Raw genomic sequence first — 17,257 nt, 5'->3', positions numbered from 1 at the left:
GGGTGGTCGTGCTACCCTGTCCCCCCCGGGCCGGGTCCCCCCCCCCCCACCTTTGTCCCCCCCCCCGGCCCCCCCCCCCCCCCCGTCGGGGGGCGGCCCCCCCCCGGGCCCCGGTCGTTCCCGGGCACTGCGGCACGGGCGCCGCACCGGGGACAAGTGGAACCGCCGTGCGCGGGCCGGTGCAGGACAGGGCATCGGCGCGCGCACGGCGGCTGGAGGGTCCGGGCCGGGGTGGACTCGACCCGACCCGGACCCGACCCGGGGGCCGAACGGGGCTGGGGCACCCCGCCGACCGCCGGGCGGTCTGGATCCTGCTAGGTCACTCGGTGGGGCGCAGGCCGGCCGCGCGGGCCTCGACCTCGAAGAGGGCCGCGTAGTCCTCCTCGGCGAAGCCGTGGCCGATCGCGGTCTGGATCAGCTGGTGCACCATGCTGCTCACCGGCAGCGGCACCTCCAGTTCGCGGGCGGCACCGAGGCCGAGGTCGAAGTCCTTGCGGAGCATCTTGTTGTTGAAGGTGGGCGTGTAGTCGCGCTCCACCAGGGCACGGCCCTTGTGGCGGATGAAGGTGGAGCCGAGCACGGAGCCGTTGAGGAAGTCGATGAAGGCGGCGCGCGGCACACCGCCCTTCTCCGCGAGGGTGGTGACCTCCACCAGGGCCTGGGTGATCATGCCGAGCATCAGGTTGTGGCAGATCTTCACCAGTCGGCTCTGCTCGGCGGGACCGGCGTGCACGACGGTCGGGGCGATCAGCTCCAGGTAGGGCAGGACCCGCTCGTAGGTCTCGCGGGGGCCCGAGGCGACGATGGCGCCCATGCGGTCGGCGACCATGTGCGGGTTGCCGCTGATGGGCGAGGCGATGAACGCGGTGCCGGCGGCTTCGCAGGCGGCACGGACCTCGGCGGACGCCTCCGCGGAGACCGTGGAGCAGTCCACGATGACCGACGGGGCCCGCTCGGCGCGCAGCAGCCCGCCTTCTCCGGTGACCACGTCGATGAGGTCCTGGCTCGCCGAGACCATCACGAACACCACGTCCGCGTCGGCGAGTTCGGTGATGGTGGCGACCGCCTTGGCGCCCTTGGCCACCAGCGGCTCGGTCTTGGCGGCGGTGCGGTTCCAGACGGTGAGGTCGACGCCGCCCGCGAGGAGGGCCTCGGACATCACGGCGCCCATCCGGCCGGTGCCGAGCCAGCCGATTCGCTCGCTGAGGGATGCGCTCATGGTGGTTCCTCGCTTCTCTGGGTGTTGAGGGTGTGGGTTTGGTGCTCGGGGTACCGGGCTGTCGCGGGCCGGATGCCCGCGGCGACCACCGGAGATCCTCGGTGACGAGGTGGCTTCACGCGCACGTGGCGGTGCCGGTGGTGGTGACGATCCGCTCCGCCGAGGGAATCGTCAGGTCCTTCAGGGCGTCGGCGGGGGCAGGGGACGCACGGGGGTGGTGCTCCCGTGCCCGGGCGACGGTGCGGGCGGTCGGGGGATCGCGTCCACCGAGCGCCCGGTGAGCGGGGCTCTGCGCCAGGCCTGACCGCCGTCGCTCCAGACGTCGGTGTAGAGCCGGGACAGTTCGGGCCAGCCACTGCCCCGCGCTTCCTCGGCGGCGGCGTCGACCAGGTCGCGGACCTCTGCGTGGACGGCGTCGAGGTGCTCCGCGGCCACGCCCCGGTCGGTGAGCCTGGCCCGGTGGGCGACCAGGGGGTCCCGTCCCGTCCGAGGCAGGGCCCCGCCGGCGCCGTGGTGGGTGACGGCCTCGATCAGTGCGGGCCCGCCCCCCGCGCGGGCCCGTTCGATCGCCGCCCGCGCGGTCAGGTGGACCTCGTCGGGGTCGTTGCCGTCGATCACCACGGACGGCGGGTCGTAGGTATCGGCGCGGTCGACTGCGGTGTGCTGCGCGGAGAGGCCGTTCTCACGCACGAGGACGACCGGCAGGTTCCAGGCCACGGCGAAGCCCAGTGCCTCGCGGAGGGCACTTCCGTCGGTGGTTCCGTCCCCCACGAAACAGACGGTGACCTGGTCGCCGCCCTGGTACCGGGCCGCCCAGGCCGCGTCGTTGACGTGGACGAGCGGGGTGCCGAGGAGGCGCGTCGAACCGCCCCTGCCGGGTGCCGGCGCGTTCTCCCTGCCGAGGAGTTCGGCCATCAGCGGGGCGAGCGGGGTGCCGCGCGCCACGAGGTGGTGGTGGCTGCGGTAGGTGGCGAAGGAGTGGTCGTCGGGACGCATGGCGCTGGCGACGCCGGCGGCCACGGCCTCCTGGCCGGTTCCGGAGCGGACGGTGCCCTGGAGCAGACCCTGACGGCGGAGGTCGTGTGCCCGCAGCTCGAACCGGCGGACGGTGGACATGATCCGGTACAGGGCCAGTGAGGTGTCCACGGAGACCTCGCCGGTCACGGGTCGCGTGAGCGGCGGGTGGGTGGCATGGGTGTCGACGGACATGGTCCGCGCCTTTCTGGGGCGGGGGTTGCCCCCGGGGGCCGTGGGTTCGGCCCCCGGGTGCGGTGTGCTCAGTACTGGTTGGCGATGAACAGTTCGTCCGCGGGGAAGCGGGTGAGGATCTCGACGCCGTTGGCGGTGACGACGACCTCCTCCTCGATGCGGGCCGCGGAGACCCCGTCGGTGGCCGGGCAGTAGGTCTCCAGGGCGAAGACCATGCCCTCCTCGATGAGCATCGGGCTCTCCAGCGAGGTCAGCCGGCTGATGATGGGCCGCTCGTGCAGGGCGAGTCCGAGCCCGTGCCCGAAGAGCAGGCCGAACGCGGTCTTCTCGTCCTGGACGCCGATCTCCTCGGCGGTCGGCCACAGCCGGGCCACGTCGGCGGTGGACACTCCGGGCTTGATCGCGTCGATGGCGATGTCCATCCACTCGCGGGCCCGGGTGTAGGCGTCGCGCTGCACGGTGGTGGCGCGGCCCACGTTGAACGTGCGGTAGTAGCACGTCCGGTAGCCGTTGTAGGAGTGCATGATGTCGAAGAACGCCTGGTCGCCCGGGCGGATGATGCGGTCGGAGAAGTTGTGCGGGTGCGGGTTGCAGCGCTCGCCGGAGACCGCGTTGATGGACTCGACGTCGTCGGAACCCATCTCGTACAGGCGCTTGTTGGCGAGGGCGACGATCTCGTTCTCCCGCACACCGGGCTTGAGGGCCTCGGTGATGTCGTGGTACACGCCGTCGACCATGGCTGCGGCCATCGACAGGAGGGTGATCTCGTCGCGGTTCTTGATCTGGCGGGCGTCCAGCATGGTCTGCTGGCCGTCGCGGACGTCGATGCCCTGACGGGTGAGCTCGGTGTGCATGGGCAGGTCGAGCAGGTCGACGCCGATGGGCATGCCACCGACGCCGGCGGCGGCGAGGCGGTCCTTGATCTCGGCGACCGCGCGGCCCATCAGGTCGGCGTCCGGGGGCACCGCGCCGCGCATGGTGGTCCAGGACGACAGGCAGTTCTCCGGCTTCATCCAGGGCGCGTACATCCGGTTGTGGACGGCGGCGGAGCCGAAGTCCCACAGGATCAGTTCCCCGGTGCGGGTGTAGATGGCGTACCGGGAGAGCTTCTCCCGGGTCCACTCGCCGATCGATATGCCGGTCAGGTAGCGGATGTTGTTGTTGTCGAACACCAGGACCGCGCCCAGTTCGCTGGCCTCCAGGGCCTGCTGGATGCGCGACAGGCGGTAGGAGCGCAGACGGTCGAAGTTGACGCGCTCCTCGAAGTCGACGAGTCCGTGACCGGGTGCCGGTGCGATGGGCAGGGCCGGGGTGGGCGGAAGGCTCATGTGCTCTCCAAGGGAGTGAGGGACGGAAGGGGTCAGGAAGCCGCGGCGACGGGTGTCGGCTCGGTGTGGTGGCACGCCGCCAGGGCTCCGGTGCTCGCCAGCGGCAACAACTCGGGCTGCTCGGTGCGGCACAGGTCGTCGGCGCGCGAGCACCGGGGGTTGAAGGCACAGCCGGGGGGCGGTGCCAGGGGGCTCGGGAGCTCGGTGTCGCTGGCGAGTGCGCGCCGGCGGGCCGAGCGGGCGGCCTGGCGTGCCGGGTCCGCGAGGAGCGTGGACGCCAGGAGGGTCTGGGTGTAGGGGTGCGCCGGGTGGCGGTACACCTGGTCGGCGGGCCCGGATTCGGCGAGTTGGCCCAGGTAGAGGACGCCGATCTCGTCGCTCATGTGGCGCACGACCTCCAGGTCGTGGGCGATGAACAGGTAGCTGACGCCGAGGTCGCGCTGGAGTTCCTTGAGCAGGTTGATGACCTGGCTCTGGGTGGAGACGTCCAGGGCGCTGACGGGTTCGTCGCAGACGATCAGTCGGGGCCGGGTGGCCAGGGCGCGGGCGATGGCGACGCGTTGGCGCTGGCCGCCGGAGAGTTCGTGCGGGTAGCGCTGGGCGTGGTAGCCGGACAGGCCGACCCGGTCGAGGGAGTCGGTGATCTCCCGGTTGCGTTCGGCGGTGCCGAGCTCCCGGTGCCGGGTGAGGGCCTGGCCGAGGGTGGTCGCGATGGTCTGTCGGGGGTTCAGCGAGGACAGCGGGTCCTGGAAGACCACCTGGACGTCCCGGTTGAAGGACGGCGGGGTGCGACGGCCGAAGGCGGCGACGTCCTGTCCGTCGAAGACGACCCTGCCCTCGGAGATCGGGGCCAGGCGCAGGATGGCGCGGCCGATGCTGCTCTTGCCCGAGCCCGACTCCCCCACCAGGCCGAGGGTCTTCCCGGCGCCGATGGTGAAGCTGACGTCGCGGACCGCGGAGAGCAGCTTGGGCTTGCCGGTCATGCCCCGACCGAGTTGGTAGCGCACGGTGAGGTTCTCGACGGTCAGGAGGGGGGCGTCCGCGGTGGAGTCCGCCGCGGCGCGTGCCTTGTCGTTCATCGGGCACCTGCCAGCTGGAGTTCGGCGGCCCGCAGGCAGCGCACTCCGTCGATGTCGATCGGTACCGGGGTGGTGCGGCAGCCGTCGGTGGCGTAGGAGCAGCGCGGGTTGAACCGGCAGCCCTGGGGCCAGTCCCAGGCGGGCGGGACCCGGCCGGGGATGGTGGCGAGCGGCTCGTCGCCCGAACCGTGGTGCGGTACGGCGGCGAGCAGCGCCTCGGTGTAGGGGTGCCGGGGCTGGGCGAACGCGTCCAGCACGGTGCGCTGTTCGGCGATCTGTCCGGCGTACATGACGGCGATGCGGTCGCAGCTGTCGGCGACGACACCGAGGTCGTGGGTGATCAGGAGCAGGGACATCGACAGCCGCTCGCGCAGGGAGGCGAGCAGGTCGAGCACCTGGGCCTGGATGGTGACGTCGAGGGCGGTGGTGGGCTCGTCGGCGATGAGGAGTTCCGGGTCGCAGGCGAGGGCGCCGGCGATCACCACGCGCTGGGCCATGCCTCCGGAGAACTGGTGCGGGTAGTCCTTGAGCCGCTGGCGCGGTGCCGGGACGCCGACCAGGCCGAGGAGTTCGGCGGCGCGTTCGGTGGCTTGGGCGCTGTTGAGGTCGCTGTGGGCCCGGATGGCGTCCGTGAGCTGGCGGCCGACGGTGTGCACCGGGGAGAGCGCGGAGCCGGGGTCCTGGAAGACCATGCCGATCCGGCCGCCGCGGACCCGGCGCAGCGGCTCGCCGGTGAGGCCGGCGAGTTCGGTGTCCTGGAGTCGGATGGAGCCGGAGGCGACGGTGACGCCCCTGGGCAGCAGGCCGAGGATCGCGGAGGCGGTGATGGACTTGCCGCATCCGGATTCGCCGACCAGGCCGAAGGTTTCGCCGCGGTTGATGTGGAAGGTGACGTCGGAGACGAGTTGGGCGCCGCCGGGGTCGGTGACGGTGAGGCCGTCGACCCGGAGCAGGGCGTCCGCCGGAGCCGCGGGCGCCGTGACGGCGACCCGTGCGGGTGCCTTGGTGGGTGCGGGGCGCGGTTCCCCCTGGTCGGGGTCGGCCGCGGGGGTGGCGGGGTCGGCGGTCAGGTCGGTGAGGGCGGCGGGACCGATGCCGGTCGGGTCGCCGGTCTCGGTGACGGTGGTGGTGGTGTCCGGGGTGGTCTCCTTGGCCGGTCGGGCGGAGCCGGCGGACCGGGGCGAGCCGGCGTCGCGCAGGCCGTCGCCCAGCAGGTTGAAGACGAGGACGCTCAGGGTGATCGCCAGGCCGGGCAGGATCGCCAGCAGCGGGTGCTCGGCGACGTGCTGGCGGGAGGCGTCCAGCATGGCGCCCCAGCTGACCTGGCTGGTGTCGACGCCGACGCCGAGGAAGCTCAGGGTGGCTTCGATGAGCAGGGCCGTGCCGAGGGCGATGGACGCCTGCACGATCAGTGGCGGCGACACGTTGGGCAGGACCTGGCGGAACATCACGAGCACGGGACGCAGTCCGAGGACGCGGGCGGCGTCGACGTAGAGCTTCTCCCGTTCGGCGAGGACCACGGCCCGGGTGATGCGCATGAAGCTGACGGCGAAGATGAAGCCGACGGCGAGCATCGCGTTGCCGAGTCCGTTGCCGAGGACGGCGACCAGCGCGAGGGCGAGCAGCAGGGCGGGGATGGACTGCATGACGTCGGCGACGCGCATGCCGATCCGGTCCCACCAGCCGCCCCGGTAGCCGACGAAGAGTCCGAGGCTGACTCCGAGGAGGAGGCCGATGGCGACGGACTCGCCGGAGGCGAGGAGCGCGGTGCGGGTGCCGTAGATCAGCCGGGACAGGGTGTCGCGGCCGAGGTCGTCGGTGCCCAGCCAGTGGTCGGCGCTGGGGCCCTGGAGCTTGTCGGCGACGCTGAGTTCGGTGGGCCCGTAGGGGGCGATCAGCGGGGCGGCGAGGGCGACGAGGACCTGGAGGCCGAGGAAGGCCAGGCAGAACAGGGTCAGGGGTTGCCGGAGCAGGCGGCGGAAGGTCCCGGCCCGGGCCTGTTGGGTGCTCATTGGGGCCTCACCTTCGGGTTGATCACGCCGTACAGGACGTCCGCGCCCAGGTTGACGAGCAGGACGATCACCGCGACCAGGACGATGGCTCCTTGGAGCACCGGGTAGTCGGCCTTCATGACGCTGTCGATGAGCATGGTGCCGAGGCCGGGGACCGCGAAGATGCGTTCGATCACGAAGCTCGCGGCGACCAGGACGGACATCTGGATGGCGATGACCGCGAGGACGGGGACCATGGCGTTCTTGGTGGCGTACCGCAGGATGATGGTGCGGCGTCGGATGCCGCGGGCCAGCAGGGTCTGCACGTACGGGGACTCCAGGGAGTCGATCATGGCGCTGCGGGTCTGGCGGGCGATGACGGCCGCGGTGTGGGAGCCGAGGGCCAGGGCCGGCAGGATCATGCCCTGGAGCCAGGCCGCCGGGTCCTCGGTGAGCGGGGTGTAGCCCACGACCGGGAGCCAGCCGAGGTTCACCGCGAACACCAGCACCAACAGCATGGCCAGCCAGAAGCTGGGGACGGCCAGGCCGAGGGCCACGACGGTGGTGAGCAGCCGGTCGGCGACGGTGCCGGGGCGCAGGGCCCCGAGGACGCCGAGCGGGACGCCGACCGCGAGGGCGATCGCCATGCCGGCGATGGCCAGCGACAGGGTGATGCCGATGCCGGTGCTGATGGACTCGGTGACCGGGACGCTGGTGTACAGGGAGGCTCCGAGGTCTCCGCTGAGGGCGCCGCCGAGCCAGTCCACGTACTGGGTGAACAGGGAGCGGTCCAGGCCGAGTTGTTCGCTCATGGCGGCCTTGTCGGCGGCCGGCGCGCCTTCACCGAGGATCTGCGCCACCGGGTCGGTGGGCGTCAGGTGGACCAGGGTGAAGACGAACGCCGACACCAGCAGCAGCGTGGGCAGGGCGGACAGCAGCCGCTGCAGGATGAACTTGGTCACCGGACCGGCCCCAGGTCCGGGACTGGTCCGCCGTGGGCGGCCGCGTCGGCGAAGACCCGTTCGCGGACCCGGCGGGTCGCGGCGCCCGCTTCGGCCGGGTCGAGGTCGGTGAGTCGGCCGTCGCGCTTGCGGATCCGGCCGCCGACGATGACGGTGTCCACGTCGCGCGGGCCGGTCTGGAGGACCACGTGCGCGGCCGGGTCGCCGAGGGCGACGCCGTAGGGCTCGGTGTCGACGAGGACGATATCGGCGAGCCGGCCGGGGGTGAGGCGGCCGAGGTCGTCACCGAGGCCGAGGGCCGCGGCGGCGTTGACGGTGGCGTAGTGGAGCATGTCGCGGGGCTGGACCAGCGGGACGCCGGGGTGGTGCTCCAGGGGCCAGCGGCCGGCTTCGCGTTCGGTGGTGGCGTCCACGTTGCGCATCAGCAGGAAGGTGAGGCGCATGGCGGCGAACAGGTCGATGGCGACGCGGGAGTGGGTGTCGATGCCGAGGCTGGGGCTGGCGCCGAAGCGGTGGGCGCGGTTGAGGATGGTCATGGACCGGCCGCCGCCGAACTCGCCTTCGGGGGTGAAGGAGATGCCGCCGCCGCAGGCCGCGAGGAGGGCGAGTTCCTCGTCGTCGGCGGAGTTGGCGTGGGCGGGGACGATGTCGGAGTCGAGGAGTCCGGCCCGGTGCAGGGCGCGGATCTGGCCGGGCGGGTTCTGGTGGACGCTCATCCGCATGCCGAGTTCGCGGGCGAGGGCGATCTCCTTGGTGACCCGTTCCATGGAGCCGTACTCGATGGAGCCGAGGGCCATGCCGACCCGCAGCAGCCCGTCGCCGTTCTCGTTGACCTCGTCGTGCAGGCGTCGGACGTGGTCGAGGCGCCAGGCGTGGTCCTCGGGCGGGGCGCCGAAGCTGCCCAGCATGCCGTAGGCGAACAGGGCGCGCTGGCCGGTGACGCGGTGGGCGCGCAGTCCGGCTTCGGCGGCCTCGGGGGACATGACGTTGTGGCAGAAGTCGAGGACGCCGGTGACGCCGGCGTCGAGCATCTGGGTGGTGCCGGAGACGGTCGCGTCGTAGATGTCCTCGGGGGCGAAGTGCTCGCGGAGGTAGAAGACCTCGTTCTGGTAGTCCTCGCCGGTCCAGCCCTGGGCGTGCAGTCCCTTGAGGGGGGTCTGCCAGGCGTGCATGTGGGTGTCGATGAGCCCGGGGATGGCGATCATGCCGCGGGCGGGGATGACCTCGGTGTCCGGGGCGATGCGGTCGGAGAGGTCCGGGCCGACTGCGGTGATGCGGTCGCCGGTGACGAGGATGTCGCCGGTGGTGAGGTCACCGAGGTCGGGGTCCATGGTGAGGACGGTGGCGCCCTGGATGAGCAGGGTGCGCTCGGCGTGGTTGTCGGTGGTCTCAGGCACGGCTGACTCCCTGGGTGACGGGGGCGGCGAGGGGCAGGTCGGCGTAGGGCTCGGCGGTGTACACGATCCGGCCGTCGACGAGGGTGAGCACCGACTCGATGCGCGGGATGACGTCTTCGTCGACGGTGAAGTAGTCGTCGCTGAGGACGGCGAGGTCGGCGAGGAGCCCGGGCTCCAGACGGCCCCGCTCGTTCTCCTCGAAGCTGAACCAGGTGCCGTCGGCGGTGTAGCCGCGCAGGGCTTCCTCGCGGGTCAGCAGGTGCCGTGCGTCGAGGGTGGGGTTGCCGGTGACGGTGCGCCCGTTGAGGAACCAGGCGAGCGTGGCGAACGGGTTGAACGAGGCGACGCGCATGGCGTCCGAGCCGAGGCCGAGCGGGATGCCCCGTTCGATGAGGGTGCGCAGCGGGGGCGCTTCGGCGACCGTCTCGGCGCCCCAGGCCGCGAGGGCCTCGTCGCCCTGGAAGCGGAACAGCCCCTGGGCGAGGACGCCGGCGCCGAGGGCGGCGATCCGGTCGACGTCGGCGGGCCGCAGCGGCTCGGCGTGGACCAGGGCCCAGCGCAGGTCGCTGATGTCGTGCTCGGCGTGCACGTCCTCCCAGGCGCTGAGGACGGCGTCGATGGTCTCGTGGTGGTGGGCGTGGGTGTGCACGGTCCACCGGTTGCGGGCGAGGTCGGAGAACATCTCCCGCAGCTGCCGCCGGACGTCGTCGTCGATGACGACGGGGTGGGCGATCTTGTCGACGGTGCGGTAGAGGGCGACCTCTCCGGAGCCGATGACCCGCAGCATGCCGTCGCCGACGTCGAGCGGGGTGAAGCGGAGGTAGCCGGCGAGCTCCTCCTGCTCGGTGCCGGCCCGGGAGGCGTGCACGGCGAGGCGGCTGCGGACGGTGAGCTGTCCGCGGCGCCAGGTCTCGCGGATGGCGGGGTAGGCGTCGGGGCCGCTGTTGAAGCCGCCGCCGTCGATCGCGCCGGTGATGCCGAGGCGGTTGAGGGCCCGGGACATCTCGGCGGTGGAGGCCACCTGCTCCTCGAAGTCGGGGCTGGGCATCCGCCGGTAGAACCACTCCATCAGCGGGGTGCCGTTGACCTTGCCGGTGAGTTCGCCGTCCGCGTCGGTCTCGAAGGAGGCCGGGTCGAAGCCTTCGTCGGCGAGGGTGCGCACCAGGTCGCGGTCGACGCCGAGGGCGCGCATGGCGGCGGTGTTGAGCACGGCCCAGTCGTAGAGGAACTGGACGTAGACCGGGTTGTCGGGGGCGGCGCGGTCGAGTTCGGCGCGGCTGGGGCCGCGGTTCTCGGGGAACTGGGCGGGGTGCCAGCCGCCGATGACCCTGATCCAGCTGCCTTCGGCGCGTTCGCCGACGCGACGGGTGATGGCCGCCAGTCCGCTCTCCAGGGAGCGCTCGTCCTCCCAGCGGACCTCGTCGCGCCAGGTGCGTCCGGCCCGGACGATGTGGACGTGGGAGTCGATCAGTCCGGGGATGACGCGGCGTCCGGCCAGGTCGACCACGGTGGTGGCGGGGCCGGCGAGGTCGGCGATCTCCTCGGTGGTGCCGACCGCCGCGATCCGCTGACCGGTGATGGCGACGGCTTCCGCTTCGGCGCCGTCGGCGTCCGCGGACATGGTGGTCACGCGTCCGTTCAGGAGCACCAGGTCCGGGTGGGCCGGGGAAGGCGGTGTGCTGCTCATGGGTGGGTTCTCCATCCAGGTGTACGGAGGGTGTGGCGGGGTGCGTGGTGCCACGTGCGAAGGGGCAGCGGGGGTGGCGTGGGGCTCCGGATGCCCTCGGGCGCTGGTGGCCCGGGCGGGCCCGGCCGGTTGCTGTCGTGGTCCGGCGCGGGCGGTGCGGTGCACGTCCGTGCGGAACGGCGGTGCAACCGGAGGGGGTTCGTGGAGGACGGCCCGGGGGTGGGGCTCACGGGCCGACCGGGAGGTCAGAGGACCTTGACTTCCTTGTAGCGGAAGACCGCCACGTCGTTGGTGGTGGAGACGATGTTGTCGACCTTCTTCGGGTCGTAGGCCCAGAAGCCCGAGTAGTCGAAGTAACCGCAGCCCAGCGCCTCGTCGTTCACCACCTTGGAGATCTTCTTCCAGGCGGCTTCGCGGGCTTCGGGGGTCTTGGCGGAGAGGCCCTCTTCCGCGGCGGCGTCCAGCTCCTTGTACTCGACCTTCATCGGGTTGCCGGGAGCGTCGGCGGCGAACTTGCGGTTGTAGTAGTCGTACGCACCCGAGCGGGAGCCGTCGGAGAGGATCGCGGCCGGGTACTTGCCGTTCTGATAGGTGCTCAGGAACTGCGGGAAGTTGGGGAGTTCCAGCGTGACGTCCACACCGATCTTGGACATCTGGCTCTTGAACAGCTCGGCGATGGTGCGCTGGGTGTCGTAGCTGATGAGCGTGAACGACTTCGGGCCCTTGGACTCGGCCATCAGCTGCTTGGCCTTCTCCAGGTCGAAGGGGTAGCCCTTCAGCGACGGGTCGTAGCCCGGCTGTCCCTCGGGGAAGCGCTGGAGCGGGGTCTTGCCCTTGCCCCCGAGCGCCGCGTCGATGTAGTCCTGCGGGTTCATCGCGTGGCACACGGCCTGGCGGAACTTCTTGTCCTTGAAGACGCCCTCCGTGTCGTACATCTGGAGGTACCAGAGGACGGACGGGAACCAGGTGGACTTCAGCCCCTCCTTGTCCGCGCGGGCGGCGAGCGGGGGCGAGGTCCACACCACGTCGAGCTGTCCGGCGCGCAGGGCGTTGTAGAGGCTGTCCGGGTCGTTGATCTGGGTGACCTCGACGCGGGCGGGACCGACGGACTTCTTGTCGTAGTACTTGTCGAAGGAGGTGACGACGGTCCGCAGGCCCTTGGTGGACGACTTCGCGTCGAACTGCCACGGGCCGGTGCCGGCGGCCTTGGTCTTCCAGGTGCCGTCGGCGAGGGCCTTGGGCGAGACCATGAACATGCCCAGCCGGGCGAGGTTGTTGATGAGGCTGGGGGCCGTTTCCTTGAGCTCGATGCGCAGGTGGGTGTCGTCCACGGCCGTCATCGTCTTGATGGCGGCGAGCTGGCTGCGGTACTGGCTCGGCTGCTTCTGGATGCGTTCCAGGTTCTTGACGACCGCTTCCGCGTTGAACGGCGTGCCGTCGTGGAAGACCACGCCCGAGCGGAGGGTGAAGTCGATGCGCAGGCCCGACTCCTTCCAGTCGGTGGCCAGTTGCGGCTCCAGGGTGAAGCCGTCGGCGGCGACGCTGATCAGCGGCTCGTAGACGAGCGAACTGAAGGTGCTGTTCTGCTTGTTGACGGTGTCCCAGTCGTCGAACTGCTGGTTGGTGCCGATGCGGAGGGTGCCGCTCGGCCCGTCACCGGACTTCTTGGCGGTGCCGGTACTGCCGGTGGTGCTGCCGCCACCGCCGGAGCAGGCGGTGAGGGTGACGGCGAGGGCGATGGTCAGCAGGGCGCCGCCGAGTCGGGCACCCCCGGCTCTTGGCCCGGTGCGGTGTGCCCGCCCCCGGGGGGCGGACTGTCCGTTGTCGTTCACAGCAAGAACCTCCACACAGGTCTGTGGGCCCGTTCACAGCGGGGCTTGTGCGCTATAGTGCACGATGCGTGCAGCCAGCTTGTCAAGGGATAAACCAAAGACGCATGAAGTCCGATTTCTTCGCCTCGGATGGGTGACAACCGTGCAGTATGTCGACCATGCTGTACAGCGGTGCACGCTTCTCTACAGTCCGCATGTTGTGCACGATGAGTCGGGGCGGCCGGACCGATCGCCCTCACGGAAGCGGGAGGCGTCATGAAGCCAGCGGGGGGAAGCCCCGGACTCGGGTCACGACTGAGGAAGGTCCGCACGCAGCGCGGCCTGTCCCTGCGCGAACTGGGCCGGCTCGCGGGGTGCTCGGCCAGCCTCATCTCCCAGGTGGAACGGGGGCAGACCGCACCGTCCGCGGGCGTGATCTACGGGATCGCCAACGCGCTCGACATCTCCCTCGACTACCTGTTCGGAGTCGGTGAGGACGTCTCCTCCCCCGTCTCCCTCCGCCGCCACGAGGAGCGCCAGGTCGACGCGCTCCCCCGGTTCGCGCTCGCCGGCCCCGGCGCGGCCTCCACCGTCGACGGCGTCCTCGCGGACCGGGCCGCCCCGCAGGCGGACGGCGACGAGACCGCCCGCGGCAACGGCGCTCCGGCACCGCTCGACGAACCGGTGGTGCAGCGGCACGGACGCCGCCGCACCATCGACCTGGCGAGCGGGGTCCGCTGGGAGCGGCTCACCCCCCAGCAGGACGCGCAGGTGGACTTCCTCGAAGTCGTCTACCAGCCCTTCGGACGCTCCACCGACAGCCATGCCTCCATCCGCCACGACGGGCGCGAGTACCAGCTGGTGCTGCACGGGACGCTCCACGCCGACATCGGCTTCGAGACCTACGTCCTGGAGGCCGGTGACTCCCTGGCCTTCGACTCGGCGACCCCGCACCAGTACCGGAACATGACCGACCAGGAGGTCCGGGTCATCTCCGTCGTCATCCACCACACCGTCTGAGCGAGGACCTGCGGCCGTGCCCCGCCCGGGCGCGGCCGTGACCGCGGCGGGCCAGGGGACGGGCCGCCGCACCGGTGCGCCGCGTGGACGTGCGGGTCCGCGCGGCGCACCGGTCGACCTGCCGGGCCTCCGAGCTGCTCCGTCCCGTGTGGTGCACTGGCCCCATGAGGAATCCGCTGCCCGACGCGTTACAGGCCCTGGACCGGTTCCACTCCGCCCGCCCCTGGGACCACAACGCCCACTACCACCGCTGGCTGCTGCGTCAACTGCCGGCGCGCTTCGACACCGCCCTGGACGTCGGTTCGGGCAGCGGTGACCTGGCTCGACGTCTCGCGACGCGGGCCCGCTCGGTGCGCGGAATCGACGCCGACGCCTCCCTCGTGGAGCAGGCGCAGCGGCGCACCGCACCGGGCGCGCCGATCACGTTCACCTGCGGGGACGCACTCGTCGAGCCGGCCTGCGGCCCCTTCGACGTGATCACCTGCGTGGCCGTGGCCCATCATCTGCCGCACGTCGAGGCCCTGGCGCGCTTCCGTCGCCTGCTGGCCCCCGGGGGCACCCTGGTGATCGTGGGCGTGGCCCGGCCGGCCTCCCCGGGGGACCGGGTGCTCGGCGCGGTCGCCGTTCCGCTCAACGTGCTGATGGCGGTGTGGAAGAACCGTGGTCGGCGGGTACCGCGCCCGGTGGCGATGACCGCTCCGGTGCGTCCGGCCGTGATGACCTTCGCCGAGGTCGTCCGCGACGCGCGTCGGGAACTGCCCGGTGCCCGGCTGCGCCGCCGGGTGTTCTGGCGCTACACGCTGGTCTGGCGGAAGGAACCGGGGTGACCGGTCGGCGCCGGTGCCCGGTCCCGGCCGTCGACGTGCTCGACGGCGGTGCGCCACGCGGCGGTGAGCGCCCGGTGCGCCCGCTGCGTGGCAGCGACCCGGTCGCCCTCCAGGTGCAGGGGTGCTCCGATGTGGACGTGCAGGGCGGGCCGCCGCACCGGGGCGGTGAGCAGGCCGGCGGCATGCTTGGCCGGACCTCCGGAGAGCAGGCGGCGGGCGCCCGCCTGGCCGAGCGGTACGACGGGGGCTCCGGTGCTCGTGGCCAGGCGCCACAGGCCGCTGCGGATGGGCCCGGGCGCCGCCTCCCCCGAGTCGTCACGGACCGGTAGTCCGCCCTCCGGGTAGAGCAGGACCGGTCGGCCGGCGGCGAGGGCGGCAGCGGCGCCGTCGAGCGCCTCGGCGGCGCGGGGGCCGCCGCGGCGCACGGGCACGAATCCCTCCCGGGTCAGTGCCGCCCCCAGCAGGGGTATGCGCCAGAGTCCGGCGGTGGCCAGCACGACCGGTCTGATGCCGCGGCCGTGCAGGGCGGCGAGGACGATCGCCGGGTCGGCCAAGGAGGTGTGGTTGGCGATGACGATGCTGCCCGGCCGCACCTTCGCGCCCGGGTCCGTGGTCACCGTCAGGCGTGCCACGGCGGGGACGCTGGCGGCGGCGAGGTGGCTGAGCATGGACGGGTTCCCTCCCTGGTGGTGTGGCCCCATCTTCGACCGGCCGCGGCACCGTCACGTGAGTACGCCTACTCAGATCGCCCCGGCCACCGCCGCCCGGGTGCGCAGGCACGTCCTCACAGCAGGAGGACGATCAAGGCCCACGCGGTCGCCGTCGCCACCACCACGGGCCCCAGCGGCATGCCCTGTTCCCCCGGACCGGCCGCCTCGGTGGGCCGCAGATGGGGATGGTCCACGAGGGCGCGCAGGGTGTCGGCGGCGCGGGCGGCGGAGGAGGATTCGCGATGGCGGAACCCCACCGGGGACAACTCGACGTCGTCCTGCCCGCGCCGTCCGAGGGTCAGGGCGTCGCCCCGGTGCCGGACGGTGGCGATCCCGTCCCACGGGAGGTGGCGCGCCCGCCACGGTCCGCAGACCCAGACTCCGTCGCGGTCCGCGGTGACCCGCCAGTTGAGGGCGGTGGACACCGAGTGGACCAGCCAGGGCACCCCGAGCAGCAGGAGGAGCCACTGCCAGGAGAAGCCGTCGTCGAGGAGGGCCCACATGCCGCCGCCCTGGACGAGCAGGAGGAATCCGCCGACGAGTCGGGAGTCCCGGTCGGCGGACCAGCTCAGGGGGCGGGCCCCCGGGGTCATGGTGCGGGCGATGTCGGCGCTGCGGTGCGCGGAGCGGGTGCTCCGGCGCGGTCCGCGGCGGCCGCGGAGGAGGCCGGGGGCCACGGGCTTGACCGGGGTCACGCTGCGTTCGAACGCCACGTCGGTGCCGCCTTGGGCGGGCGCCAGGAAGACCGCTTCGTCGCCCGTGCGGGGAGCGCCGAAGAGGACGGCCTCACGGAGCTCGGGCGCGGGCCCGGTGCCGCGGAAGGCCGCGACGATCTCCTCCCGCTGCCGTTCCCAGGCGGCTGCCTCCTCCTGGGGCCCGCGGTGCTCCGCTTCCGGGACGACGTCCTGCGGGCCCGGCACGTACAGGGAGTTGAAACTCAGGACCGGCCTCGCAGCGGCCAGGTCGTCGGCGGCGTACACCCAGGTGCGGCCGTCCTCGCGGCCCTCCCGCACGAGGACCCGCAGGACCGGCAGGCGGTCGGTGTCCAGTCGGCGGTGGCGCCGCTGGCCCACCGTGCCGTTGGCCAGGAACCCCACGCCCGGAACGGCGGTGACGAGGAGCAGCACCTCCCAGCCGAAGACGTCGTAGGGCTCGGCGACCAGACGGACCCACTCCCCGTCGACCACCAACTCGACGGTGCTGCCCACCGGGTGGTCCTCGGGGAAGAGCGCCTCGACCGTGCGGGTGCCGCCGTCCGGCAGGGCCACGTGCAGGAGGGACACGTCCTCGTCGTCGACCTCGGCGCGGGTGACCTCCGCGCTGACCCGGGCGGCGGTGGCGGCCCGGGTCTCGTAGGCTCCGGCCACCTGCTCGGCGCGCCAGAAGGCGAGGACGGCGACGGCCAGCAGGACGGAGGCGAGGACGAAGGAGAACCGGCCCCGGGAGAAGGCCCGTGCCTCGGGGGGCAGTGCGTGTCGGTCGGGTCCCGCCGCCGTCTCGGCGAGCGCGCGCTGGCGACCGGCCGCGGCGAGCCGGTGGACGAGGCCGACGAGGGCGAAGGCCCAGGCCGCGAGGAGGGCGAGGTCCCAGGGCGCGGTCACGAGCTCGCCGACGCCGGCGTCCCACGCCGCGGCGCTTCCGGTCACCACCAGGCCCACGAGGGCGAGTCGGGGCTGGCGGGCGATCCAGTACAGCGTCACCAGGGCGAGGACGGACAGCGCCACGTAGGTCCATGCCGTGCCGCACGGCCGGTCCGGGGTGCACGCCTCGTCCGGGGTTGCGGCGATGTTCCACACCGTGGCGAGGAGGAGCGCGCCGATGGACCACAGGGGGTGCGTCCACCGCGGGGGGCCGGCGGCGGCCCACTGCACGGTGTCGTGCGTGCGCCAGTCACGGGCGCCTTCCGGGACGCGGTCCGGCGGCAGGGGCAGGGGGAAGTCGCTCACGCCCCGTATTATCGTGCGACCGCGGCGGTGCACGGGCCGCGGCCCGTGCACCGCCGCGCGGTAACCCGTCC

13 protein-coding genes are annotated in these 17,257 nt (G+C 72.4%); 2 read left to right on the top strand and 11 right to left on the bottom strand.

What is annotated here, in order from left to right; genetic code table 11:
- Nucleotides 1-319: 319 nt before the first annotated feature.
- The 9 genes from ABT092_RS29795 to ABT092_RS29755 all read right to left on the bottom strand — a co-directional run bounded on the left by ABT092_RS29795 (nt 320) and on the right by ABT092_RS29755 (nt 12,704).
- A complete protein-coding gene (locus ABT092_RS29795; protein WP_351249410.1) occupies nt 320-1,219 on the bottom strand; it encodes an NAD(P)-dependent oxidoreductase in 900 nt (299 codons plus the stop codon).
- 180 nt (nt 1,220-1,399) lie between these two features.
- Nucleotides 1,400-2,428 carry a thiamine pyrophosphate-dependent dehydrogenase E1 component subunit alpha gene (locus ABT092_RS29790; protein WP_351249408.1) on the bottom strand — a complete coding sequence of 343 codons (1,029 nt, stop codon included), beginning with the start codon at nt 2,426-2,428 and terminating at the stop codon, nt 1,400-1,402.
- Nucleotides 2,429-2,496: 68 nt separating this feature from the next.
- Nucleotides 2,497-3,756: a M24 family metallopeptidase gene (locus ABT092_RS29785; RefSeq protein WP_351249406.1), complete on the bottom strand. Its 1,260-nt coding sequence runs from the start codon at nt 3,754-3,756 to the stop codon at nt 2,497-2,499.
- 32 nt (nt 3,757-3,788) lie between these two features.
- A complete protein-coding gene (locus ABT092_RS29780; RefSeq protein WP_351249404.1) occupies nt 3,789-4,835 on the bottom strand; it encodes an ABC transporter ATP-binding protein in 1,047 nt (348 codons plus the stop codon).
- Nucleotides 4,832-6,847 (bottom strand): dipeptide/oligopeptide/nickel ABC transporter permease/ATP-binding protein, encoded by a 2,016-nt coding sequence (locus ABT092_RS29775; RefSeq protein ID WP_351249402.1) that lies wholly within the window; start codon nt 6,845-6,847, stop codon nt 4,832-4,834. Before ABT092_RS29775 ends, ABT092_RS29780 begins: the two co-directional genes overlap by 4 nt.
- A complete protein-coding gene (locus ABT092_RS29770; RefSeq protein WP_351249400.1) occupies nt 6,844-7,788 on the bottom strand; it encodes an ABC transporter permease in 945 nt (314 codons plus the stop codon). Before ABT092_RS29770 ends, ABT092_RS29775 begins: the two co-directional genes overlap by 4 nt.
- Nucleotides 7,785-9,185, bottom strand: a complete 1,401-nt coding sequence (locus ABT092_RS29765) for an amidohydrolase family protein (protein WP_351249398.1) — start codon at nt 9,183-9,185, stop codon at nt 7,785-7,787. Before ABT092_RS29765 ends, ABT092_RS29770 begins: the two co-directional genes overlap by 4 nt.
- Complete coding sequence (locus tag ABT092_RS29760; RefSeq protein ID WP_351249396.1) at nt 9,178-10,872, bottom strand: amidohydrolase; 1,695 nt, start codon at nt 10,870-10,872, stop codon at nt 9,178-9,180. Before ABT092_RS29760 ends, ABT092_RS29765 begins: the two co-directional genes overlap by 8 nt.
- Before the next feature lie 245 nt (nt 10,873-11,117).
- Nucleotides 11,118-12,704, bottom strand: a complete 1,587-nt coding sequence (locus ABT092_RS29755; RefSeq protein WP_351249394.1) for an ABC transporter substrate-binding protein — start codon at nt 12,702-12,704, stop codon at nt 11,118-11,120.
- Nucleotides 12,705-12,959: 255 nt separating this feature from the next.
- Here ABT092_RS29755 and ABT092_RS29750 point away from each other — a divergent pair, with 255 nt between their 5' ends.
- Together ABT092_RS29750 and ABT092_RS29745 are read left to right on the top strand one after the other, a co-directional pair.
- Nucleotides 12,960-13,703, top strand: coding sequence for a helix-turn-helix domain-containing protein (locus tag ABT092_RS29750; RefSeq protein ID WP_351249392.1), 744 nt, complete (start codon nt 12,960-12,962; stop codon nt 13,701-13,703).
- A 164-nt stretch (nt 13,704-13,867) separates the two neighbouring features.
- The gene (locus ABT092_RS29745; RefSeq protein WP_351249390.1) at nt 13,868-14,530 is read left to right on the top strand and encodes a class I SAM-dependent methyltransferase; all 663 of its coding nucleotides are present in this window, start codon (nt 13,868-13,870) and stop codon (nt 14,528-14,530) included.
- On the opposite strand, the gene ABT092_RS29740 is transcribed toward ABT092_RS29745, so the two are convergent.
- Complete coding sequence (locus ABT092_RS29740) at nt 14,497-15,198, bottom strand: lysophospholipid acyltransferase family protein (RefSeq protein WP_351249388.1); 702 nt, start codon at nt 15,196-15,198, stop codon at nt 14,497-14,499. The genes ABT092_RS29745 and ABT092_RS29740 overlap by 34 nt on opposite strands.
- 116 nt (nt 15,199-15,314) lie before the next feature.
- Nucleotides 15,315-17,186 (bottom strand): hypothetical protein, encoded by a 1,872-nt coding sequence (locus ABT092_RS29735; RefSeq protein ID WP_351249386.1) that lies wholly within the window; start codon nt 17,184-17,186, stop codon nt 15,315-15,317.
- Nucleotides 17,187-17,257 lie beyond the last annotated feature (71 nt).

Source organism: Streptomyces sp. NPDC002490 (assembly GCF_040296045.1).
GTDB lineage: Bacteria > Actinomycetota > Actinomycetes > Streptomycetales > Streptomycetaceae > Streptomyces.
This window is presented reverse-complemented; position numbering and strand designations above follow the sequence as displayed.